The organism is Saccharothrix ecbatanensis (assembly GCF_014205015.1).
Lineage (GTDB): Bacteria > Actinomycetota > Actinomycetes > Mycobacteriales > Pseudonocardiaceae > Actinosynnema > Actinosynnema ecbatanense.
Window position 1 is genome coordinate 6766478 of sequence record NZ_JACHMO010000001.1, and the last position, 21472, is coordinate 6787949.

At 71.3% G+C, this 21472-nt stretch carries 19 protein-coding genes; 13 read left to right on the forward strand and 6 right to left on the reverse strand.

The window, feature by feature from the left end:
* Positions 1–179 precede the first annotated feature (179 nt).
* The 4 genes from F4560_RS29000 (at position 180) to F4560_RS29015 (ending at position 5414) form a co-directional block, all read left to right on the forward strand.
* Complete coding sequence (locus F4560_RS29000) at positions 180–962, forward strand: hypothetical protein (RefSeq protein ID WP_184925283.1); 783 nt, start codon at positions 180–182, stop codon at positions 960–962.
* Positions 963–1120: 158 nt separating this feature from the next.
* Positions 1121–1975, forward strand: a complete 855-nt coding sequence (locus F4560_RS29005) for a hypothetical protein (protein ID WP_184925286.1) — start codon at positions 1121–1123, stop codon at positions 1973–1975.
* A gap of 361 nt (positions 1976–2336) precedes the next feature.
* A complete protein-coding gene (locus F4560_RS29010) occupies positions 2337–3707 on the forward strand; it encodes a serine/threonine-protein kinase (protein ID WP_184925289.1) in 1371 nt (456 codons plus the stop codon).
* 108 nt (positions 3708–3815) lie between these two features.
* Positions 3816–5414, forward strand: a complete 1599-nt coding sequence (locus F4560_RS29015; RefSeq protein WP_184925292.1) for a serine/threonine-protein kinase — start codon at positions 3816–3818, stop codon at positions 5412–5414.
* A 25-nt stretch (positions 5415–5439) separates the two neighbouring features.
* Here F4560_RS29015 and F4560_RS29020 read toward each other — a convergent pair whose 3' ends face one another.
* Positions 5440–6333 (reverse strand): LysR family transcriptional regulator, encoded by an 894-nt coding sequence (locus F4560_RS29020; protein ID WP_184925295.1) that lies wholly within the window; start codon positions 6331–6333, stop codon positions 5440–5442.
* 54 nt (positions 6334–6387) lie between these two features.
* On the opposite strand from F4560_RS29020, the gene F4560_RS29025 reads away from it, so the two are divergent.
* The 3 genes from F4560_RS29025 to F4560_RS43780 all read left to right on the forward strand — a co-directional run bounded on the left by F4560_RS29025 (position 6388) and on the right by F4560_RS43780 (position 9661).
* Positions 6388–7332, forward strand: a complete 945-nt coding sequence (locus F4560_RS29025) for a DMT family transporter (protein ID WP_184925297.1) — start codon at positions 6388–6390, stop codon at positions 7330–7332.
* A 183-nt stretch (positions 7333–7515) separates the two neighbouring features.
* Complete coding sequence (locus tag F4560_RS29030) at positions 7516–7926, forward strand: SsgA family sporulation/cell division regulator (protein WP_184925300.1); 411 nt, start codon at positions 7516–7518, stop codon at positions 7924–7926.
* Between the two features lie 22 nt (positions 7927–7948).
* Positions 7949–9661 (forward strand): serine/threonine-protein kinase, encoded by a 1713-nt coding sequence (locus F4560_RS43780; RefSeq protein ID WP_312869540.1) that lies wholly within the window; start codon positions 7949–7951, stop codon positions 9659–9661.
* A gap of 6 nt (positions 9662–9667) precedes the next feature.
* On the opposite strand, the gene F4560_RS29040 is transcribed toward F4560_RS43780, so the two are convergent.
* Both F4560_RS29040 and F4560_RS29045 read right to left on the reverse strand, forming a co-directional pair.
* Positions 9668–10318 (reverse strand): response regulator, encoded by a 651-nt coding sequence (locus tag F4560_RS29040; RefSeq protein WP_033436784.1) that lies wholly within the window; start codon positions 10316–10318, stop codon positions 9668–9670.
* The gene (locus tag F4560_RS29045) at positions 10315–11553 is read right to left on the reverse strand and encodes an ATP-binding protein (RefSeq protein WP_312869541.1); all 1239 of its coding nucleotides are present in this window, start codon (positions 11551–11553) and stop codon (positions 10315–10317) included. Before F4560_RS29045 ends, F4560_RS29040 begins: the two co-directional genes overlap by 4 nt.
* A 110-nt stretch (positions 11554–11663) precedes the next feature.
* Between F4560_RS29045 and F4560_RS29050 the strand changes: the two genes are divergently transcribed.
* Positions 11664–12878 carry a PspC domain-containing protein gene (locus tag F4560_RS29050; RefSeq protein ID WP_312869542.1) on the forward strand — a complete coding sequence of 405 codons (1215 nt, stop codon included), beginning with the start codon at positions 11664–11666 and terminating at the stop codon, positions 12876–12878.
* Complete coding sequence (locus F4560_RS29055) at positions 12871–13074, forward strand: hypothetical protein (protein WP_184925305.1); 204 nt, start codon at positions 12871–12873, stop codon at positions 13072–13074. The genes F4560_RS29050 and F4560_RS29055 overlap by 8 nt, the downstream gene beginning before the upstream one ends.
* A 97-nt stretch (positions 13075–13171) precedes the next feature.
* On the opposite strand, the gene guaA is transcribed toward F4560_RS29055, so the two are convergent.
* Positions 13172–14731, reverse strand: a complete 1560-nt coding sequence (gene guaA / locus F4560_RS29060; RefSeq protein WP_184925307.1) for a glutamine-hydrolyzing GMP synthase — start codon at positions 14729–14731, stop codon at positions 13172–13174.
* A 51-nt stretch (positions 14732–14782) separates the two neighbouring features.
* Between guaA and F4560_RS46305 the strand changes: the two genes are divergently transcribed.
* Both F4560_RS46305 and F4560_RS29070 read left to right on the forward strand, forming a co-directional pair.
* On the forward strand, positions 14783–15508 hold the full coding sequence (locus F4560_RS46305) for an aminoglycoside phosphotransferase family protein (RefSeq protein WP_184925309.1): 726 nt from the start codon (positions 14783–14785) through the stop codon (positions 15506–15508).
* Positions 15509–15543: 35 nt separating this feature from the next.
* Positions 15544–16989: an aldehyde dehydrogenase family protein gene (locus F4560_RS29070; protein WP_184925311.1), complete on the forward strand. Its 1446-nt coding sequence runs from the start codon at positions 15544–15546 to the stop codon at positions 16987–16989.
* Here F4560_RS29070 and F4560_RS29075 read toward each other — a convergent pair.
* A complete protein-coding gene (locus F4560_RS29075) occupies positions 16979–17554 on the reverse strand; it encodes a TetR/AcrR family transcriptional regulator (protein ID WP_184925313.1) in 576 nt (191 codons plus the stop codon). The genes F4560_RS29070 and F4560_RS29075 overlap by 11 nt on opposite strands.
* A gap of 113 nt (positions 17555–17667) precedes the next feature.
* On the opposite strand from F4560_RS29075, the gene F4560_RS29080 reads away from it, so the two are divergent.
* Positions 17668–18459: an SDR family NAD(P)-dependent oxidoreductase gene (locus F4560_RS29080; RefSeq protein ID WP_184925315.1), complete on the forward strand. Its 792-nt coding sequence runs from the start codon at positions 17668–17670 to the stop codon at positions 18457–18459.
* Positions 18459–19814 carry a cytochrome P450 gene (locus F4560_RS29085; protein WP_184925317.1) on the forward strand — a complete coding sequence of 452 codons (1356 nt, stop codon included), beginning with the start codon at positions 18459–18461 and terminating at the stop codon, positions 19812–19814. The genes F4560_RS29080 and F4560_RS29085 overlap by 1 nt, the downstream gene beginning before the upstream one ends.
* Here F4560_RS29085 and F4560_RS29090 read toward each other — a convergent pair.
* Positions 19789–21366 (reverse strand): FAD-dependent monooxygenase, encoded by a 1578-nt coding sequence (locus tag F4560_RS29090; RefSeq protein ID WP_246477895.1) that lies wholly within the window; start codon positions 21364–21366, stop codon positions 19789–19791. The two genes, F4560_RS29085 and F4560_RS29090, sit on opposite strands and share 26 nt — an antisense overlap.
* Positions 21367–21472 lie beyond the last annotated feature (106 nt).

Below are 21472 nucleotides of genomic sequence, written 5' to 3' on the forward strand. Positions count from 1 at the left end.
CGCCGCGACCCGCGTCCCGCACGCCCGTCTCCGTAGCGCCGTTCCGTAGTCCTTCGTCCGTTCGAGCGATGACTTTTGACCACTGGTCGCCACGAACGAGTGAACTCCCGCGCTGAGCTGGATTCTCGTCCGTCAGGCACGGTACGAGTCTTGGCGACGTCACGACGAGGGAGTCGCCAGTGCAGCGCCCTAGGACGAGCGGTCGCAGGCACAACCGCGCGGGTTCGGTCACCGTGGCCGAGTTGATCAGGAAACAGCCGGTACCAGTGCGTATGCCGCACCACGGGCACGCGGCGGGACGCAGTCTGGAGGCCGAGCTGCTCGGCGACGAGGAACGGCCGGTGGTCCGGCGGCCACCCACCCGGGCGGTGAAGCTCGCCGGTGTGGCCACCGGGGCGATCGTGCTGTTCGCCGCCGTCTCGGCCGCCTCCTTCCTGGCGGGGAACCGCCCCACCGGTCCCGAGCAATCCCCTGCCGCCGCGCCCGCGGCGATCAACGGGGCGTCCGCGTTGCGGCCGGACGTGCTGTCGGCGGAGCTGGGCGGCGCCCGACCGCAACCGGCCACCGCCCCGGCGCGGCACGGTGCGCCGCCCGCCGCCGACCCGCCGGCCGAGTCGGCCGTCGTGGTGCCGCCGTCGAACCTGGTGGTCGGACCGAACCCTCAGGTGGACGTGGTGCGGCGGTTCTTCGAGCTGCTGCCGGCCAACCCCGCGGACGCGTCCCGGCTGCTGTCGCGGGACCTCCTCGGCGGCGACGCGGGTGACTTCGTCGCGTCGTGGGACGACGTGCAGGCGATCACCATCGAGTCGACCACTTTGCGGCCGGACGGCACGGTGCTCGCGGTGGTGTCGATGCAGGAGCGCACCGGGCGGTGGATGCGGGTCGAACAGGTATTCCGGTTGACGGACACGACCGTGCCCCGCATCGTCGCGGCCGAGGTTCTATCGGCCCAACGGAGCTGACTCTCCGTAGCAATCTTGACCAGACGCTGACTCTGCGTACATAAATCACACCTTTGCCAAACAAACTTCACTCAAAGGGGTTACGAAGACGGTCACGATTCGGTATCCATGGTCCCGGTCAGTAGCGCAATGCACTCCCCGGGAGAGGTGTTCCAGCGGTGTCGAACGACGACAAACGCCGTCGGCAGGATGGCTCGACGGCCAAGCTGTCGGTCGCCGACCTGCTCGCCAGGCGCGAGGCGGAGACGCAGCCCATCCCGCGGATCACCGAGCGGATCAACGACGACGAGGAGACGGTGCGCTTCTCGGCGGCCGCCCTGGCGTCGGCCGCGAGCAAGTCCCCGGTGACCAACCTGTCCGGCCGCGAGCTGCACATCACCGAGCTGCTGCGCCGCGAGGGCCGCGCTGGTGAGGAAGAGCGCGGCGGCGGGTTCTCCGTGCCGAAGCTCGTCGCGATGGCCAGTGGTGGCGTGGTGCTCGCCGGCACCGTCGCGTTCTCCGCGTCCAGCCTGATGTCGTCCCCGGACGAGCGACCGCTGGCCGAGGTGCGCTTCGACGCCCGTGCCGCGGCGCGGGGCACCAACCCGCTCACCAAGGACCTCGGCGCAGCCGCCGCCAAGCAGCAGCAGGCGCAGCAGGCACAGGCCGAGACCACCACCACGACGCCCGAGCAGACGCCGCAGCAGACGGCCGAGCAGACCACCCGGCGCGCGCCGCAGCCCGCTCCGCGTCAGACGACGACCACCACCACGGAGCAGGCGCCGGCGACCGAGGCGCCGACGTCGACCAGCCAGCAGACGACGACCCCTCCGCCGCCGAGCACGAGCACCGGCACCACGACGCCCGCGCCGCCGCCGAGCACCAGCACGCCGCCGCCCGCGTCGTCCGGGACGACCACCCCTCCGCCGCCCAGCGAGCCGAACGACCCGGGCATCGGCCTGGACATCGGCCTCGACCTCGGCGGGATCCTGAGCCCGCTCGGCGGCTTCGACTTCTTCGCTCCGGCGAGCTGACGGCACACCGTCCACAACGGTCCGCTCGGGACGCCCGGGCGGACGGTTCGCGGTGTCCGGGAACGCGGTTCGGGGCGCCTGGGCGGACGACTCACCAGGCGGTTAGGCCGTTCGGCCGCAAATCCCGCGATCTTCGTGCGAACGGGTGTCCCTACGGGTCGGTATCGGGTATCCCTTCCCGGTCACCCCTCGGCTCACGTGACCTGCGCAACGGCGCGAAAGGCGTAGTCACGGCCGGGGTAGGCTCTGCGGGCGAGCGGTGGCCTAGCCTGTTCCGCGCACCGATCCGCACGACGAGGAGCCCGAGCGTGAGACCTGCTGCCATTGCCGCGGTCACGCAGCGCCCCAGCGAGGTGGCCCGGTGAGCAACGAGGACCGCGTCATCGCGGACCGCTACCGCTTCCTGGACCGGATCGGCAGCGGCGCGATGGGCATCGTGTGGCGCGCGCAGGACGAGCGCCTCAACCGCATCGTGGCGATCAAGCAGCTCCTGCTCGCGCCGAGCCTCGAGGCGCGCGAGCAGGACGAGGCCATCCAGCGCGCCATGCGCGAGGGCCGCATCGCCGCCAAGCTGCACCACCCGAACGCCATCGCGGTGTACGACGTGGTGGAGGAGAACGGCGCTCCGTGCCTGGTCATGGAGTACCTGCCGTCGTACAGCCTGGCCGACACGATGGCCGAGCACGCCCCGCTGGACCCGATCGAGGTCGCGCAGATCGGCTTGCAGGCCGCCGCCGCGTTGACCGCCGCGCACGCGGCCGGGATCGTGCACCGGGACGTGAAGCCCGGCAACGTGCTGCTCGCCGACAACGGCCTGGTCAAGATCACCGACTTCGGCATCTCGCGGGCCAGCGACGACGTCACGGTGACCAAGACCGGCCTGATCGCCGGCACGCCCGCCTACCTGGCCCCGGAGATCGCCCGCGGCCAGGACCCGACGCCCGCCTCGGACGTGTTCTCGCTCGGCTCGACGCTCTTCGCGGCGGCCGAGGGCGAGCCGCCGTTCGGGCTGTCGGAGAACACCCTGGGTGTGCTGCACGCCGTCGCGGCGGGCCGGATCAACCCGCCGACGCTCGACCACCCGCTGACCGACGTGCTGCTGCGGCTGCTCGCCTACGACCCGGCGGACCGGCCGACCATGGCGCAGGCCCGCGACCTGCTGAACGCGGTCGCGCAGGGCCGTGACCCGAGCCTGACCGGCCTGCTGCCGGCCAGCTCGCCCGGGTTCCCGCCGGTGGTCGCCGCGGGCGCCACGGCGCTCCTGGACGGCGACCGGACCCGCGTGGTGCGGCCCGGCCACCGCTCGACGGGCGGAGCCTCGCCGGTCAGCCCGCCGCCGCCACCGCCGCAGTCCTCCAACAACCGGCCGCTGGTGATCACCGCCGTGGCGCTGGGCGCGGTGCTGCTGCTCGGCTTCCTGCTGGTGGCGTTGGGCGTGTTCGGCGACAAGGACCCGATCACGCCCCCGGTCAGCGAGACGAGTTCGTCCACGGCCACTCCGACCACGACGGTGCCGACGACGACTGTGGTGACGACCACTGTGGAGACCGAGACCGTAACGGTCGAGCCGACCACGACGACCCAGCCGCCGACGACCACCACCACGACGACCACCACGACCCCGCCGCCTCCGCCGAGCACGACCACGACGACCCCGTCGTCGCCCGTGCCTACGACGACCGTGCCGACGACCACTGTGTCGGTCCCCACCGCGGGGACCGGGGTTCCGTGAACCTCGTAAGGTGGTGCCGATCCCAATCGGGTGACGCAACGTTCTTGTCCTAGTGGCGTCTTGTCGTGTGCCACTGAATGAAGCCCTAGCAGCTACTGGGAGCACGCCGTGAGCGACGATGGCCGCCTGGTTGCCGGCCGCTACCGACTTGGCCGGCGGATCGGCAGCGGTGCGATGGGCATCGTCTGGCAGGCGCACGACGAGCGCCTGCACCGGACCGTCGCGGTCAAGCAGCTCCTGCTCCAGCCGGGCCTCGCGGAAGCCGACACGGACGAGGCGAAGCGCCGCGCGATGCGCGAGGGCCGGATCGCGGCCCGCCTCCAGCACCCGCACGCGATCGCGGTCTACGACGTGGCCGAGGACGACGGCCAGCCGTGGCTGGTGATGGAGTACCTGCCGTCCGTAAGCCTCTCCTCGGCGCTGTCGGAGCGCGGCACGCTGCCTCCCCGTGACGTGGCGTCGATCGGCTCGCAGGTCGCCTCGGCGCTCGCAGCCGCGCACAACGCCGGCATCGTGCACCGCGACATCAAGCCGGGCAACATCCTGCTGGGCAACGAAGGCACGGTGAAGATCACCGACTTCGGCATCTCCCGGGCCACCGGCGACGTCACCGTCACGGCGACCGGGATGCTCGCGGGCACGCCCGCCTACCTCGCGCCCGAAGTGGCCAAGGGGTACGACCCGGGCCCGCCGTCCGACGTCTTCTCGCTGGGGTCGACGCTGTACGCGGCGATCGAGGGCGCGCCGCCGTTCGGGCTGAACGAGAACACCATCGCGCTGCTGCACCAGGTCGCGTCCGGCAAGGTCGTGCCGCCGAAGCAGGCCGGTCCGCTGACCGCGCTGCTGATGCGCCTGCTGCGCGCCGAGCCCGAGGACCGGCCGACCATGGCCGAAGCCCGCGAGGCGTTGGCCGCGGTGGCGGCGGGACGGGCCGCGCCCGAGTTCCCGATGGCGATGCCGCAGTCCCACCCGCCGTCGTGGCAGGGCACGCCCGTGCAGGCGGCCCGTGCGCCGGCCGACCGGCACAACCCCGCCCAGCACAACCCGCAGCCCGCGGCGACGAGGGTGGCGCCCGCGCCCCAGCCCGCGCCGCAGCGGCAACAGCGCCACAACCCGCAGCCCGCCCGTCCGTCCGGCACGCCGAGGCCGGCCTCCGCCTCCAACGGCGGTCCGATGCTGAAGGGCAAGCGGTCCGCCATTGTGACCGCCCTCGCCGTCGCGGGCGCGGCCGTCGTCGGCATCCTGCTGGCCAGCATGCTGTCCAACGGCGATCCCAACGACAAGCAGGCCGGTGCGGTCACGTCGACCACGGCCGTCGAAGCGGGCGGTTCGGCCTCGATGACACCGTCGAAGAAGCCGGTCAACCCGCCCCTCAAGATCACCACCGACCCGACGCCCGCGCAGCAGGAGCAGACGGTCCGGGACTACTTCGGCATGCTCCCGGAGGACGTGGACGGGTCCTTCAGCCGCCTCAGCGACAAGATGAAGGCGTCGTCCGGCGGGCTTGCGGGCCACAAGAGCCGGTGGGACCGGGTGAAGTCGGTCGCCCTCGGCGACGTGTCGCAGAACACGGACTACGCGTACGTGATCGTCCTCAACTACGAGATGAAGGACGGCTCGCGCACCTCCGAGCGCAAGCTGGTCGGCCTGGCCTGGCGGGGCGAGGGTCTGTACATCGACAAGGAAGAACTGCTCGCCCAGCCGTGACCTGGGCGGTGTTTCGCAAGCCCGCCTAGCGGGACGAGGCCTTCAACGCGTCGAGCAGGCTGGTCACGGCCGGTGAGCCGACGCCGTCCTCCCTGATCGCGGCGCAGATGGTCCTGGTGGGCTCCGGGTGGCGCAGCTTCCGGATCACCACGCCGGGGTGGATCACGCCGAGGCTGAGCTTGGGCACGATGGTCACGCCCAGCCCGGCCGCGACGAACCCCTGGGCGGTCGGGTAGTCGTCCGCCTCCACCACGACGTTGGGCGCGAACCCCGCGCCCGCGCAGGCGTCGAGCACGATGTCCCGGCACGGTCCGGGCGACATCACCGCGTCCACCCACGGCTCCTCCGCCAGGTCGGCGAGGTCGATCACGCGCTTGCGGGTCAGCTCGTGCCCACGCCGCAGCACGGCCAGGTACGGGTCGTCCATCAGGTGCACGAGGTGCACGCCGCGCGGCGGTTCGCTGTCGCCGTGGTGGACGACGATGGCCACGTCGGCGCGGCCCGCCTCGACCTCGACCATCGGGTCGACCGGCTCGGTCAGCTTGAGGTCCAGCCGGACGTCGGCGTGGCTGGCCCGGAACAGCGCCACGGCGGGCGGCACCAGAGCCGCGCCGGCGGTGGCGAAGTACCGCACCCGGAGCCGCCCGGTCCGGCCCGCGCGCAGGTCGGCGAGCGCCGACTCGGCCTCGACCAGCCGGTCGGCGATGTGCGCGGCGTGCTCGGTGAGCATCCGGCCCGCCACGGTCGGGCGCACGCCCCGTCCGACCCGGTCCAGCAGCGGTAGGCCCGCCTGCTTCTCCAGGGCCGTCACCTGCTGGCTGACGGCCGAGGGCGTGTACCCGAGGTTCACCGCCGCGGCGGTGATGGAACCGGTGGCCACGACGGCCCGGAGCACCTGCATGCGTCGCACGTCCAACATGACCCGACCTTACAGCTGTGCTTAAGGATAGTGCAGTTCTATTCACTTGTGCTGATGGCAGCGACCACGCAAAGTGGACTCGTGAACAAGCCCGGCACGCTGATCAGGATGGGTGTACTGGCCCTCATCTGGGGTTCCAGCTTCCTGTGGATCAAGATCGCACTGACCGGCCTCTCGCCGATCCAGATCACCTTCACCCGCACCGCCCTCGGCACGTTGGTGCTGGTCGCGCTGGTGTACTGGAACAAGCAGCGGCTGCCCCGGGACAAGCCGTCCTGGCGGCACCTGGTCCTCGCCGCGTTCTTCAGCACCGCGCTCCCGTTCGCGCTGTTCGCGATCGGCGAGCAGACCGTGGACTCGGGTGTCGCCGGTGTGCTCAACGCCACCACGCCGCTGTGGGCCCTGGGCATCGGTCTGGTCCTGGGCACGGAGCGGCAGCGCAACCCGGCGCGGTTGGCGGGCCTCGTGCTCGGCTTCGCGGGCGTGCTGCTCATCTTCGCGCCGTGGCAGAAGGCCGGCATGGCCAGCTGGGGCGCGCTCGCGTGCTTGGCCGCCGCGGCGTCGTACGCGGTCGCCTACGCCTACATCGGCCGCACGGTGTCGGGGCGTGGCCTGTCCTCGATGCAGATCTCCTCGACCCAGCTGGTGGCCGCGACGGGCATGACGGCGATCGCGATGCCGGTGGCGGGGTTGCAGCCGGTGCACCTGTCCTGGCCGCCGCTGATCGCCGTGGTGATCCTGGGCGTGTTCGGGACGGGTGTCGCGTTCGCGCTGTACTACCGCGTCATGGAGGACGAGGGCCCGACGAACGCCACGATGGTCGGCTACCTGCTGCCGGTGGTCTCGGTGCTGCTGGGCGCGCTGTTCCTCGGCGAGGCGCTCAACGCCCGGGTCGTCATCGGCATGGTGGTGGTCCTCGTCGGCGTCGCCTTGACCCGGAAGCAGCCCGCGGCCGTGACCGTGCCGGTAACCCGGGAGCCGGTGACTACGCTCAAGTGACCTGCGATAACCGACCGTTACTCGCTGGTACGGCCAACTGAGACATGGCCTGTGGGCAAACGGGTGGACTTGAGACTCAGGTCTCCCCCGATCGTATGGTGTTCACGCGAACCGCGTCCCGATTCCGCCTCTCGGACGTCTCCTCACATGAGAGGGACGACTCCGGAAGGGAACCCACAGGCCATGAGCAACGACAGCATCACCATCACGACGACGTTCCACCTCCTCGTCCCGGGCATCACCCCGGCACCCGTGGAGGCCGAACTCCATTACGAACCCGAGGACCCGTACGCGGTAGCCGTGCTGTTCCACACCGGGCAGGGCAAGGTCGAGTGGATCTTCGCCCGCGACCTGCTCGCGGACGGCCTGCTGACGTCGGCGGGCGAGGGCGACATCCTGGTCCGTCCGGCCGCCGACGACCCGGAGCGGGTGCTGGTGGAGCTGAACGCGCCGACGGGCTTCGCGATCCTGTCCGCCGAGGCGGAGGTCATCGCCGAGTTCCTGGACCTCACCTACGACGTGGTCCAGCCCGGCGAGGAGGACCTGTGGATCGACTTCGACCGTGAGCTGGCCAAGCTGGTCTCGACCAACTGACCGATCGCCTACCCTCCTGGACGTGGCGGAGTCCGGGGGGACGGTAGGCGGCAGGTACACGCTGGTCGAGCAGATCGGCAGCGGCGCGATGGGCGTCGTCTGGCTGGCGCGCGACGCGTTGCTGGACCGCGAGGTGGCGGTGAAGGAGCTCCGGCCGGACCTGGCCTTCGAGGAGGTCCAGGTGGTCGGGGCACGGGCTATGCGCGAGGCGCGCAACGCGGCCCGGCTCCAGCACCCCAACGCGGTCGCGGTCTTCGACGTGGTGGTCGAGGACGACCGGCCGTGGCTGGTCATGGAGTACGTGCCCGCGCGCACCCTGGGCGCGCTGCTGGCCGAGCGGGGCACGCTGGACCCGGCCGAGACGGCGCGGATCGGCGGTCGGGTGGCCGCCGCGCTGGCCGCGGCGCACGCGGCGGGCATCGTGCACCGGGACGTGAAACCGTCCAACGTCCTCATCGGCGAGGACGGCACGGTCAAGTTGACCGACTTCGGCATCTCCCGCGCGGCGGGCGACGGCACCCTGACCGGCAGCGGCATGATCACCGGCACTCCCGCGTACCTGGCGCCCGAGGTGGCGCGAGGTGACCAGCCGGACACCCCTTCCGACGTGTTCTCCCTCGGGGCGACGCTGTACGCGGCGACCGAGGGCCAATCACCCCATGGTGTGAGCGACAACAGCTTCGGGCTGCTCTACCGGGCCGCGCTGGGCAAGGTCGAGCCGCCGACCCGCTCCGGGCCGCTGACCGGCGTGCTTATGCGGATGCTCGCCACCGACCCCACGACCCGGCCGACCGCCGTGGAGGCGATCGGCCTGCTGGCCGATCCACCCGCAGACTCCCACCCCGCAGACTCCCACCCCGCCCAGCCGCACCCCGCCCAGCCGCACCCGGCAGAGTCCCACCCCGCACAGTCCGACGCGGAGTCGCACACCGCGTCGCCTGCGGAGACACCTGCGAAACCGCCCGCCGAGCCACGCGCGAAGTGGCGGGCCAAGTCGTCCTCGCAGCGGACCGCCGGATCGCCCACCGGATCGGCCGCAGGGTCGGCCGCCGGATCGGCCGCCGGGTCGCCTGCCAGGTCGACCACCGGATCGCCCGCAGGGTCGGCCGCCGAGACACCTGCGAAGTCGGCCACCGGATCACCTCGGAAGGCAGCCGCCGGGTCGCGCCTCAAGCGGCCCACCGGGTCGCCTGCCGAGGAGACCACCGGGTCGCCTGCCGAGCAGGCGGCCGACCAGGTTGCCGAGGAGGCCGCTGAGGGGGCCGCTGGGCCGTCCGGCGGGCGCAAGCGGCGGCGTTGGCTGGTGCCGGCCATCGTGGCGGCCCTGCTGCTCCTGGCGGGGGCCGGAGGCGCCGCCGTGTACCTGCTTCCCTGGCCGGGCAGCAGCACCGGATCAGGAGGGCCGCACCCGTGGAACGCGCCGTCCTACACCACCGAGGACGCGGTGGCGTTGGTCCGCGGCCACTACGCGGCGCTGCCGGACGACCCGTACACCGCGTACCAGAACCTGGCCACCCACTACCGGCCGACGTACGAGGACTACACCGCGAACTGGGGTCGGTACGACCAGGTCCACGCCGACGGGATCAGCGCGGAGCAGGACCAGCCCACCCGGTTCGTCGTGCGGGTCCGGGTGACGTTCGTGGTGGCCGGGGCCGAGACCGGCGGGTGGTACGAGCTCGTGGTCGAGTACCGCCAGGAGAGGCTCCTGATCGTCCAGTCCAGTGAAGTCTGACGGGCCTCAGACGAGCCTGCGGTCCGACGCCCAGCGGGACAGTTCGTAGCGGTTGGACAGCTGCGTCTTGCGCAGCACGCTCGACACGTGCGTCTCGACCGTCTTCACCGAGATGAACAGCTCCGACGCGATCTCCTTGTACGCGTAACCACGCGCCAGCAGCCGCAGCACGTCCCGCTCACGCGGCGTCAGCAGGTCCAGCTCCGGGTCGCTGATCGGGGCCGCGCCGGGCCGGTCGGCGAACGCGTCCAGCACGAACCCGGCCAACCGCGGGCTGAACACCGCGTCGCCCTCCGAGACCCGCACGACCGCGCGCACCAGCTCCTGGCTGGAGATGGTCTTCGTCACGTACCCGCGCGCACCGGCGCGGATGACCGCGATGACGTCCTCGGCCGCGTCGGACACCGACAGCGCCAGGAACACCACCTCGGGCAGCGCCGTGCGGATCTGCCGCAGCACCTCCGCGCCGCCACCATCGGGCATGTGCACGTCGAGCAGCACCACGTCCGGCCGGTGGTGGCCGATGCCGGCAACGGCCTCACCGACCGAACCGGCCTCGCCGACCACCTCGATCTCGTCGGTGATCGAGTCCAGCTCGGCCCGAACCCCGGCGCGGAACAGCGCGTGGTCGTCTACCAGGAACACCCGGACGGTCATGTCCTGGACCCCGTCTCTCGCTTGTCTGCGGTCTTCCTCGGCATCATCAGCTGCACCTCCGTGCCCTCACCCAGCCGGGTGCGGATCCGGACTTCGCCGCCGTGCCGCTCCATCCTCCCCCCAATCGAGTCCGCGAGGCCATGCCGGTCCTCCGGCACGGTCTCCGGGTCGAAGCCCTTGCCCCGATCCCGGACGAACACCGTCACCCGTTCGGGCTCCACTTCGCCGTAGACGCTGATCTCCCCGACGCCCGCGTGCTTGGCCGCGTTGACCATCGCCTCACGGGCCGCCTGGACCAGCGCGTACAGGTTCGGGTCCAGCTCGCAGTCGCCGACCACGACCTGCTGCACGGCCAGCGCGAAGCTGTCCTCCACCTCGCCCGCGGCCTTGGCGATCGCCGCGGACATGACCGTCGGCTGGCTGTTCTCGTCCATGACCCGCCCGTACAGCCACTCCCGCAGCTGCCGTTCCTGGCCCCGGGCCAGGCGCTTCACCTCGCGCGGCTGCTCGGCCTGCTTCTGGATCAGCGCCAACGTCTGGAGCACGGAGTCGTGCAGGTGGGCGGCGATCTCGGCGCGTTCCTCGGTGCGGATGCGGACCCGGCGCTCCTCGCCCAGGTCGTTGATCAGCTTGATCCACAGCGGCACGGTGAGCACCGCCACACCGCCCAGCGTGGCGACGACGGCGAGCAGCGCGAACCGCAGCTGGTCGATGCCGTAGCTGTTGACCAGCAGGACGCCGATGCCGATGGCGACCAGGGCGACGCCCGCCAGGACGCGCACGATCGTGCTGCGGCCGGCGCCGAGGAAGCCGGACTTCGCGCCGTCCCGCCAGCGGCGGCGCTGTGCCTCGTCCGCCTCGCGCCAGACGACGGCGGCGCCGACCAGGGCGACCGCGAGCGGTCCGGCGATCCAGCCGCTCACCGGGCCGGAGAACAGACCGGCCAGCACGGCCGCGGCGATGCCGAGCGCCACCAGGCCGAGCGCCTGCTGGCGTTCCCTCGGGTTCGACGCGTCCTCGGGTTCGCTGACCGGGCGTTGCGGCACGAACAGCCACAACAGGCCGTACGCGATCACGCCGACGCCGTTGAGCGCGGTCAACGCGGCAAACGCCGCCCGCACCCAGAACACCTCGATGCCGAGGTGGTCGGCGACACCGCCCGCCACGCCCGCGACCACCCGACCCGTCCGCCTGCGGCGCACCGGCTCGACGACGGTCTTCGTCTCCACACTCACCCCTCGATGGTCACACGCGCGTCGGGGCCGGTCATCAGGGTTCCACCCGATGCGCGGTTCAGGGTGGGTCCCCGATGTGCGGCGCGGCGACTTTGAGCAAGCTGGTCATCGTGAGCGGGAACATCAGCGCAGCCAACGTCGAAGAGACGCTGAGGGACTTCTGGGCCACCAGGCCCAGGCGGCCACACGACGGTCGCAAGATCGCCGGTGTCGCCGCCGGTATCGCGCAGCGGTACCAGATCGACCCGGTGATCGTCCGGGTGGCGTTCGTCGCGATGGCGTTGTGCAACGGCGCCGGGGTGCTCATCTACCTGCTGGGCTGGTTGTTGCTCGCGCAGGCCGATGACGAGGTGTCGGCGGCGGAGTCGCTGCTCGGACGGGGCCGCAGCTCGACGCCGACCGCGTTGACCATCCTCCTCGGGATCGCGGTGATCCCCGCGACCGGCTTCTTCGTCGACGGCGGCTTCACCATGGTCGGCGGGGTGCTGCTGTCGGTCGGCTCGATCTACCTGCTGCACCGCGGCCGCGGGCAGCTCAACCGGCCGGACGCACCGGCCTTCACCGTGGGGGAACCGGTGTCGACGGACGACCAGACGACCGCGAGGGTGTCGCCGCCCGCCTGGGACCCGCTCGGCGCGGCCCCGTTCGCGTGGGACCTGCCTGAGCCTTCGAGCAGCACGCCGGCAGCGCCGGTGGTCCCGGCACCGCGGCAGGTGCGCCGCAGGTCACGGGTCGGTGTGGCCACGTTCGGCGCGGCCATGGTGACGCTGGCCGGGTCGCTGGTGGCGTCTTCGTACTCGCCGTGGTTCACCTTCGAGCACGTCCTCGGCCTCCTGGTCGCGGTGTTCGGGGCGGGCATGGTGCTCGGCGCGCTCCGCGGCAACGGTGGACGCGGGCTGCTCTGGCTGGTCGTGCCGATGTCGGTGCTCGGGGTGGCGCTCACGTCGATCGACTTCGACGGGATCAACCCGGACCGGATCGGCAGCACCAACGCCAAGCCGACGTCGGTGGAGCAGGTCGACGCCCGCTACACGACGAGCATCGGCGAGGTGGACCTGGACCTGACCGGCCTGCCGAACACGGGTTCCGTGACCACGGAGGTCGAGGTCGGGCTGGGGAGCGCGAAGGTCAGGGTGCCCGCCGACGCGGACGTGACGGTGACCTGCCGGGCCGAACTCGGCTCGGTGGCGTGCCTGGACAAGAAGTCCGATGGCAAGGACAGCCACGTGGAGGTCAGTAGCAACGGCGCCGACGGCGAGGGCGGGCTGAAGATCGTGCTGGACGTGCGCAGTGAAGTCGGAGACGTGGAGGTGAGTCGTGGCTGACCGGGATTCGATCGAGAAGCGTGGGGTCGACGTGGTGGGGCTGGTGTTCGGGATCGCGGCTCTGGTCGCGGCCGCCTACATGCTCTCCGACGGCGCGGCCTGGCCGGACTTCCTCGACCTGAGGTGGGCGTTGGCCGGCGGGGCGATGGTGATCGGTCTGGGACTCCTGGCGGGGTCGGCTCGACGGCGCCGCTAGCGGGGGGATCCGGGGGGATCCGGGGGGATCCGGGGGTTCGGAGAAAGCGAAAGGCCCGTCCTGGGGAGGACGGGCCTTTCGCGTGTTCAAGGGGTGGCTACTCCCACTCGATGGTGCCCGGCGGCTTGCTCGTCACGTCCAGGACCACCCGGTTGACCTCGTTGACCTCGTTGGTGATGCGGGTCGAGATGCGCTCCAGCACGTCGTACGGCAGGCGCGTCCAGTCCGCCGTCATGGCGTCCTCGCTGGACACCGGGCGCAACACGACCGGGTGACCGTAGGTGCGGCCGTCACCCTGCACGCCGACGCTGCGCACGTCCGCCAGCAGCACCACCGGGCACTGCCAGATCGACCGGTCGAGACCGGCGCTGGTCAGCTCCTCGCGGGCGATCGCGTCGGCCTTGCGCAGGATGTCCAAGCGCTCCGCCGTCACCTCGCCGATGATCCGGATGCCCAGGCCGGGGCCGGGGAACGGCTGGCGCTGCACGATCGTCTCCGGCAGGCCCAGCTCGGTGCCGACCCGGCGCACCTCGTCCTTGAACAACGCGCGCAGCGGCTCGACCAGCGTGAACTGGAGGTCGTCCGGCAGGCCGCCGACGTTGTGGTGGCTCTTGATGTTCGCGGTGCCCGCGCCGCCGCCCGACTCGACCACGTCGGGGTAGAGCGTGCCCTGGACCAGGAACGAGTAGTCGCCCTCGGCCTTGAGGTCGCGTTCGGCCTGCTCGAAGACCCGGATGAACTCCCGGCCGATGATCTTGCGCTTCTGCTCGGGATCGGTGACGCCGGCCAGCGCGTCCAGGAACCGCTCGCGCGCGTCCACGGTCACCAGGTTCACGCCCGTCGCGGCCACGTAGTCCCGCTCGACCTGCGCCCGTTCACCCGCGCGCAACAGGCCGTGGTCGACGAACACGCAGGTCAGCCGGTCACCGATGGCGCGCTGGACGAGGGCCGCGGCGACCGCCGAGTCGACGCCGCCGGACAGGCCGCAGATGGCCTTGCCGTCGCCGACCTGCGCCTTGATCCGGGCCACCTGCTCGTCCACGATCGAGGACGTCGTCCACTGCGGCCGGATGCCCGCGATCTCGTGCAGGAACCGGCGCAGCACCTCCTGGCCGTGCGGCGAGTGCCCCACTTCCGGGTGGTACTGCACGCCCGCGAACCGGCGCTTGGTGTCCTCGAACGCGGCCACCGGGGCGCCTTCGCTGGTCGCCGTCACGGTGAAGCCCTCGGGCGCCTTCGTCACGCAGTCACCGTGGCTCATCCACACCGGGTGGTGCGCGGGCAGCTCCTCGTGCAGGAGCCCGCCGGACTGCTCGACGCCCAGCTCGGTGCGGCCGTACTCACGGGTGCCGGTGTGCTCGACCGTGCCGCCGAGGGCGCCGGCCATTGCCTGGAAGCCGTAACAGATGCCGAAGACGGGGACGCCGACCTCGAACAGCTTCGGGTCGATCTGGGGAGCGCCGGGCTCGTAGACGCTCGACGGGCCGCCGGACAGCACGATCGCGAGCGGGTCGCGTTCCAGCAGTTCCGCCACCGGCGTGCTGTGCGGGACGACTTCCGAGTAGACCTGCGCCTCCCGGACTCGCCGGGCGATCAGCTGCGCGTACTGCGCGCCGAAGTCGACTACCAGCACAGGGCGGTTGCTGCTCTCGGCCACTGGGGAAAAACCTCTCGTCTGGCGGATCCGCGCAGGTGAAGGATGTCATGCGTGGAAGAGGAAGCGCTCACCGGTGGCGGGCTCAACGAGGTGGTGCGGGTCGGGTCGACGGTGCGCAGGCCGACCGGTCCGTGGACCCCGAACGTGCACCGCCTGCTGGAACACCTTGCCCCGCTTGGCATCTCGCCGGTCGCGCACGGGGTGGACGACCGCGGGCGCGAGGTGCTGTCGTTCCTGGAGGGTGAGGTCGGCCACCCGCCGCTGGCGGACGCGCTGCGCACGGACGAGGTCCTGGTGGCCGTGGCGCGGATGGCGCGCCGGCTGCACGACGCGTCGGCGGCGCTGGTGTCATCCGGCGCGGTGTCGTTGGTCGACGGCTGGCAGCACCCGCCCCTGTCACCCGTCGAGGTGATCTGCCACAACGACCTCGCGCCGTACAACATGGTGTTCCGCGACGGGCTGCCCGCCGGGGTGTTCGACTTCGACACCGCCCGGCCGGGGCCGCGGTGGTGGGACGTCGCCTACACGGCGTACTGCCTGGTGCCGTTCTCCCCGGAGTTCGGCACGCCCGACGAGCAGTGGCGGCGGGCCGAGTTGTTCTGCGCCGAGTACGGCATGCCGGCGGCCGGGCTGGGGCGCCGGGTGCTCGCCCGGCTGGACGACATGATCACGATGATCCGCGACCGGCCCGAGTTCGCGCGGCAGCGGGAAGAGGGCCACGACCGCTACTACCTGGGCCATGCGGGGTATGTCCGAAACCACTTCCAAGATCGATAGGTCGGATCACCCCGTACGGGCATACGGTGTGGCCTATGGACGCGTTCACCCCGCAGCCGCGGCCCTGCTGGATCGCCGGACACGCCGAGCAGGGCGGGCAAGCCATCACCGTCCACCACCCGTTCGACGGCACCGAGGTCGCCTCGGTCGCGGTGCCGGGACCGGAGCAGGTGGAACGCGCGGTCGCCGCCGCGGCGGCCGTGGCCAAGGAGTTCCGCCGCACACCGGCGCACGTGCGGGCGACAGCGCTGATGCACGTGTCGCAGGCGATCGCGGCACGGGCCGAGGAGATCGCGGAGACCATCACGGCGGAGAACGGCAAGCCGCTGAAGTGGGCCGACATCGAGGTGCAGCGGGCGGTGAACACGTTCCGGTTCGCCGCCGAGGAGGCACGGCGGTTCACCGGCGACCTCCAGCGGCTGGACACCGACGCGAACGGCGAGGGCCGGATGGCCGTCGTGCGCCGGGTGCCGCGCGGGCCGGTGCTCGCGGTGGCGCCGTTCAACTTCCCGCTGAACCTGGTCGCGCACAAGGTCGCGCCCGCGCTGGCGGTGGGCGCGCCGGTGATCGTGAAGCCGTCGTCGTCCACGCCGCTGTCGGCGTTGCTGCTCGGTGAGCTGCTGGCCGAGACGGACTTGCCGGAGGGCGCGTTCTCCGTGCTGCCGGTGCGTGGTTCGGAGATGAAGTCGCTGGTCACGGACGAGAGGTTGCCGGTCATCTCGTTCACCGGCTCCACCTCGGTCGGCTGGTCGCTGACCGAGTCGGCGCCGCGCAAGCACGTGCTGATGGAACTGGGCTCCAACTCGGCCGCGATCATCTGCCCTGACTGGCCGGACCTGGACTTCGCCGCGTCCCGGATCGCCACGTTCGGCAACTACCAGGGCGGGCAGTCGTGCATCGCGGTGCAGCGGGTGCTGGTGCACCGGGACGTGGCCGAGGCGTTCGTGCCGAAGCTGGTGGAAGCGGTGCGGGCGTTGAAGACCGGTGACCCGCACGACCCGGAGGTCGAGGTCGGGCCGCTGATCGACGAGGACAACGCGAAGCGGGTCGAGGAGTGGGTGGCCGAGGCCGTGGCCGCCGGCGCGACGTTGCACATCGGCGGCGGGCGGGACGGGACTTCCGTCGAGCCGACCGTGGTGCAGGACGTGCCGCCGTCGGCGCGGGTGTGGCACCAGGAGGTGTTCGGGCCGGTGCTGGCGGTGTCCGTGGTGGACTCGGTGGCCGAGGCGTTCGAGCAGGCCAACGCCACGGAGTACGGGTTGCAGGCCGGTGTGTTCACGCGGGACGTGACGGTGGCGTTCGAGGCGGCGGCCGAGCTGGAGGTCGGCGGCGTGATCATCGGCGACGTGCCGTCGTACCGGGCCGACCAGATGCCGTACGGCGGCGTGAAGGGATCGGGCACGGGCCGCGAGGGCGTGCGGTCGGCCATGGTCGACTTCACCGAGGAACGCACCATGGTGTTGACCGGAATTACTCTGTAGTCGTTGTAGTCGAACCCTTTGCCAGCAGCATCAGGCCGTCGACCAGGTCTTCGGTGCCGGAACCGGTGGCGAGGGCGCGGAGCTTGAGGCCCATCACCATGCCCACCACTGCGCCGGCGACCTGGTCGGCGTCCTTCACCCCGATGGACGTCAGCACGGTCGCGGCCAGCCGGTCGTAGGCGGCGAAGCACTCGGCGGCGGCGGCACGCAGCTCCGGGTCACGGCCGGCGTGCAGGTACAGCTCGTACGGCGCGATGCGCTCGCTGTCCGTCCCGGTGGCCTCGGCGACCTGGCCGACGAGCTCGACCACCTGCGTCAGGTCGGCGCACTCGGTCGAGTTCTCCTTCGCCAGTTCCCCGAACCGCTTGGTCTCCTCGGTGACGAAGTACCGCAGGCTCTCCCGCAGGAGGTCCTGCTGGGTGGCGAAGTGGTAGGTGACGGAACCGAGCGAGACGCCCGCCTCCTGCGCGATGCGCCGGTTGGTCACGCCGGCGATCCCGTCGTCGCCGACGATCCGCAGCACGGCGCTGATGATCCGCTGCCGGGTCTCGGCGGGTCTCGTCATGGCGTCATTGTCCCTGCTCTGCCTCGGCGGCCTTGTCACCGGTCGCCATTCACTGTCGACGTCATCCAGGGTACTGTTCGTTCGAACGAACAGTACCGCCTACGGAGGTCGCCATGCACGTCGAGGGAATGACCGTTCTGCTCACCGGGGCGACCGGCGGCATCGGGCACGCCATCGCCCGGGCGTTCGCCCGCCGGGGCGCCAAGCTGGTGCTGACCGGCCGGAAGGCGACCGAGCTGGAAGCGCTGGCCGCCGAGACCCGGGCCCGCGCCGTCACCGCCGACCTGGCCGACCCGGACGGTGTGCGGAGGTTGATCGAGGAGGTGGGCGCGGTGGACGTGCTGGTCGCGAACGCCGCGCTGCCCGCGAGCGGTGCGCTGCTGGACTTCACGCCCGAGCAGGTCGGACGGGCGCTCGCGGTGAACCTCGAAGCGCCGATCGCGCTCACGCACGCGCTGCTCCCGTCGATGATCGCTGCCGGACGCGGGCACGTCGTGCACGTCGGCTCCCTGTCGGGCAAGGTCGCCTCCGCGTACTCGTCGCTCTACAACGCCACCAAGTTCGGGCTGCGCGGGTTCGCGTTGGGGCTGCGCGAGGAACTGCACGGCACCGGCGTCGGAGTTTCGGTCGTGCAGCCCGGTTTCGTGCGGGACGCCGGGATGTTCGCCGACACCGGTGCCAAGCCGCCCGCCGGAACGCGCACCGTGTCACCGGAGCAGGTCGCGGACGGCGTGCTGGCCGCGATCGAGCGGGACAAGGGCGAGCTGAACGTCGCGCCGCCGGAGTTGCGTGCGCTGAGCGTGCTCGGCAGCGCGTTCCCGGGGTTCTCGTCGGGCGTGCAGCGCCTGATGTCGAACGACGCGGTGATGCGGAAGATGAGCGGGGCGAACCAGGGGAAGCGCTGATGGCCGCGACGGACTCCATGGACACGACCGCGATCCCGCATCCGCCCTGGCGGGTGCCGTTGCTCGGTGACGTCGTCGGCGCGGGCAGTCGCACGCCCGTTCAGGACACCATGAAGCAGGCCCGCGGCCTCGGGCCGATCTTCACCCGGCGGTTCCTGAAGCGGGAGATCGTCTTCGTGGCCGGCGCCGAGCTGTCCGCGGAACTGGCCGACGAGTCGCGGTTCTCCAAGCACCTGGCGCTCGCTGTGGAGGCGTTGCGCGACATCGGCGGCGACGGCCTGTTCACCGCGTACAACGAGGAGCCGAACTGGAAGGCGGCGCACGACGTGCTGCTGCCCGCGTTCACGCAGAGCGCGATGCGCGGCTACCACGCGACGATGCTGGACGTGACCGCGCAACTGGTCGAGAAGTGGGACCGGGGTGGGGTCGTGGACGTCTCGGCGGACATGACCAAGCTGACCCTGGAGACCATCGGTCGGGTCGGGTTCGGGTACTCGTTCGAGTCGTTCGAGCGGTCGTCGGCCCACCCGTTCGTGCGCGCGATGACCGGGTCGCTGGCGTACGCGCAGGGCACGACCGTCACGTTTCCGTTGGTGCGCAAGCTGTTCGGCCGTGCGGCTCGGGAGCGTTACGGGCGGGACTTGGCGTACCTGGCCGAGGTGGTGGACTCGGTGATCCGGTCGCGGCGGGGGACGCAGGGGACGGACCTGCTCGGGTTGATGCTGGCGTCCGGGGCGCTGGACGACGTGAACGTCCGCAACCAGGTGATCACGTTCCTGGTGGCGGGGCACGAGACGACGTCCGGTGCGTTGTCGTTCGCGCTGTACTACCTGTCGCGGCACCCCGAGGTGGTCGCGCGGGCGCGGGCCGAGATCGACTCGGTGTGGGGTTCGGCGGAGGTGCCGGAGTTCGAGCAGGTCGCCAAGCTGCGGTACGTGCGGCGGGTGTTGGACGAGGCGCTGCGCCTGTGGCCGACCGCGCCGGCGTACGCCAGGCAGGCGCGGGAGGACACCGTGCTGGGTGGGAAGTACCCGATGCGGGCGGGGCAGTGGGCGTTGGTGCTGCTGCCGTTGGTGCACCGGGATCCGGCGATGTGGCCGACGCCCGAGGCGTTCGACCCGGACCGGTTCTCGCCGGTTCAGGTGCGTTCGCGGCCTGGGCACGTCTACAAGCCGTTCGGGACGGGGGAACGGGCGTGCATCGGGCGGCAGTTCGCGTTGCACGAGGCGATGTTGGCGCTGGGCACGGTGTTGCGGCGGTACGACCTGGTCGGCTCGGCGGATTATCGGTTGAAGGTTGCGGAGACGTTGACGCTGAAGCCGGAGGGGTTCAGGTTGACGCCTCGGCGGCGGTGAAGCCCTTGGCGCGGCGCAGGGCTTGGTCGAGGCTGGTTCGGTCGAGGCTGGTTCGGTCAACGTCGGCCCGGTCAACGTCGGCCCGGTCAAGGCCGGCGCGGTCAAGGCCGGCGCGGTCAAGGCCGGCGCGGTCAAGGCCGGCGCGGTCGAAGCCGGCCTGACCTAGACCTGTCAGTGCGACGGCGGCGGTGTGGCCGTCGGGGCGGATCAGTGCGTCCGCCTCGACGGTGAAGCCGGGGCCGTAGCGGTGGCTGTGCGGGCGTAGTGCGCCGTCGCCGTTGGTGGTCAGCGGTGAGTCGCGGTACGGGAAGGTCTCGAACAGTCGGCCCGAGTCGATCTGGTCCGTCAGGCCGTGCTCCAGCACGTGCCGGCGGTGGGCGCGTTCAGCTTCCGTCTGCGGCACAAGGAATCGCATGGTCTCGCCGGTGACGCGCAGGTTCTCGTCGGCCGCCGCGGCGCGTTCGTCGTGATAGGACTCCAGCAGGTACGGGCCTGCCTCACCGGCGCGGTCGAGCGCGATCTTCCACGCCGCGTTGTCCGCGTCGCACACCCCCGAGTTCAGGCCACGCGCGCCGAACGGGCTCATCACGTGCGCGGCGTCGCCCGCCAGCAGGACGTTGCCGACGCGGAACCGGGCGGCTCGGCGCTGGTGGAAGCGGTACGTGGACTGCCACAGCACCTCGTACGGCCGGTCGCCGGTGATCGCGCGGATGTGGTCCGCGGTCAACTCGAAGCCCTCGGGCACCTGCCAGTCGATGCGGTGCACGCCGTCCGGCTGCGGGTGGACGAGGACTTGGCGGCCAGGGTGCCACGGCGGGTCGAAGTAGAAACGACGCTCCGCCTCGGGGTGGCCCAAGTCGACCCGGATGTCCGCGATGACGAACCGATCGGCGAACGAGTGGCCGTCGAACGTGACGCCGAGCAGATCGCGGACCGTGGAGTGCGCGCCGTCCGCCGCAATGCAGTGCGTCCCCTCCAAAATCCCGCAGACTGTATACAAAATAACGTGGCCAGTCTGCTGTATACCAACAACCTTCCACCCGTAGCGCAGGTCAATCAATGGCTCCAGACAGGCCTTTGTATGCAATATCCCTTCAACAACCGTCTGAGGCGTATTGACGAACGGCGGGAACCCCTCGACACGCGGCAGTTCGACGGTAATCACTTCACGATCGCGGAAGTAGGTCCGGCCGCGGTACCAGGTGACACCCGCGTCGACCACGGCTTGGCCGACGCCGACGCGTTCGAGGATGTTGAGGACGTCCCGGTGCACGCAGATGGACCGGGAGCCGACAGCTTGGCGCCGTTCGGCAGCTTCGAGAACGATCGTCGGCACACCAGCGCGGGCCAACAGAAGCGCAGCAATAAGCCCCACCGGCCCAGCCCCAACCACCAACACCGGCCGCACCCCCAATTCCGCCCCCGCCCCCAGCCCCAGCCCCGATCCCGGCCCTGGCACCAGTCGCGGCCCCGGCTCCAGCTCCCTCTCCAGCGGCAGCCCCAGTCGCAGCTCCGGCTCCAACTCCGAGCCGAGCTTCAGCCCCAACTCCAAGCCCAGTTCCGGCTCTAGGCGCAGTTCAGGCCCAATCTCCGGTCCCGGTCCCGGTCCCGGCTCCAGCTCCGGTCCCACCTCGAACTCCGGTCCCAGCCCCAGCCCC

What these genes read in the sequence shown, in the direction of transcription:
- F4560_RS29020 (WP_184925295.1), bottom strand. Translation starts at nt 6,333, where the DNA reads ATGTTGGACGTGCGACGCATGCAGGTGCTCCGGGCCGTCGTGGCCACC.
- F4560_RS29025 (WP_184925297.1), top strand. Translation starts at nt 6,388, where the DNA reads ATGGCAGCGACCACGCAAAGTGGACTCGTGAACAAGCCCGGCACGCTG.
- F4560_RS29030 (WP_184925300.1), top strand. Translation starts at nt 7,516, where the DNA reads ATGAGCAACGACAGCATCACCATCACGACGACGTTCCACCTCCTCGTC.
- F4560_RS29040 (WP_033436784.1), bottom strand. Translation starts at nt 10,318, where the DNA reads ATGACCGTCCGGGTGTTCCTGGTAGACGACCACGCGCTGTTCCGCGCC.
- F4560_RS29070 (WP_184925311.1), top strand. Translation starts at nt 15,544, where the DNA reads ATGGACGCGTTCACCCCGCAGCCGCGGCCCTGCTGGATCGCCGGACAC.
- F4560_RS29075 (WP_184925313.1), bottom strand. Translation starts at nt 17,554, where the DNA reads ATGACGAGACCCGCCGAGACCCGGCAGCGGATCATCAGCGCCGTGCTG.
- F4560_RS29080 (WP_184925315.1), top strand. Translation starts at nt 17,668, where the DNA reads ATGCACGTCGAGGGAATGACCGTTCTGCTCACCGGGGCGACCGGCGGC.
- F4560_RS29085 (WP_184925317.1), top strand. Translation starts at nt 18,459, where the DNA reads ATGGCCGCGACGGACTCCATGGACACGACCGCGATCCCGCATCCGCCC.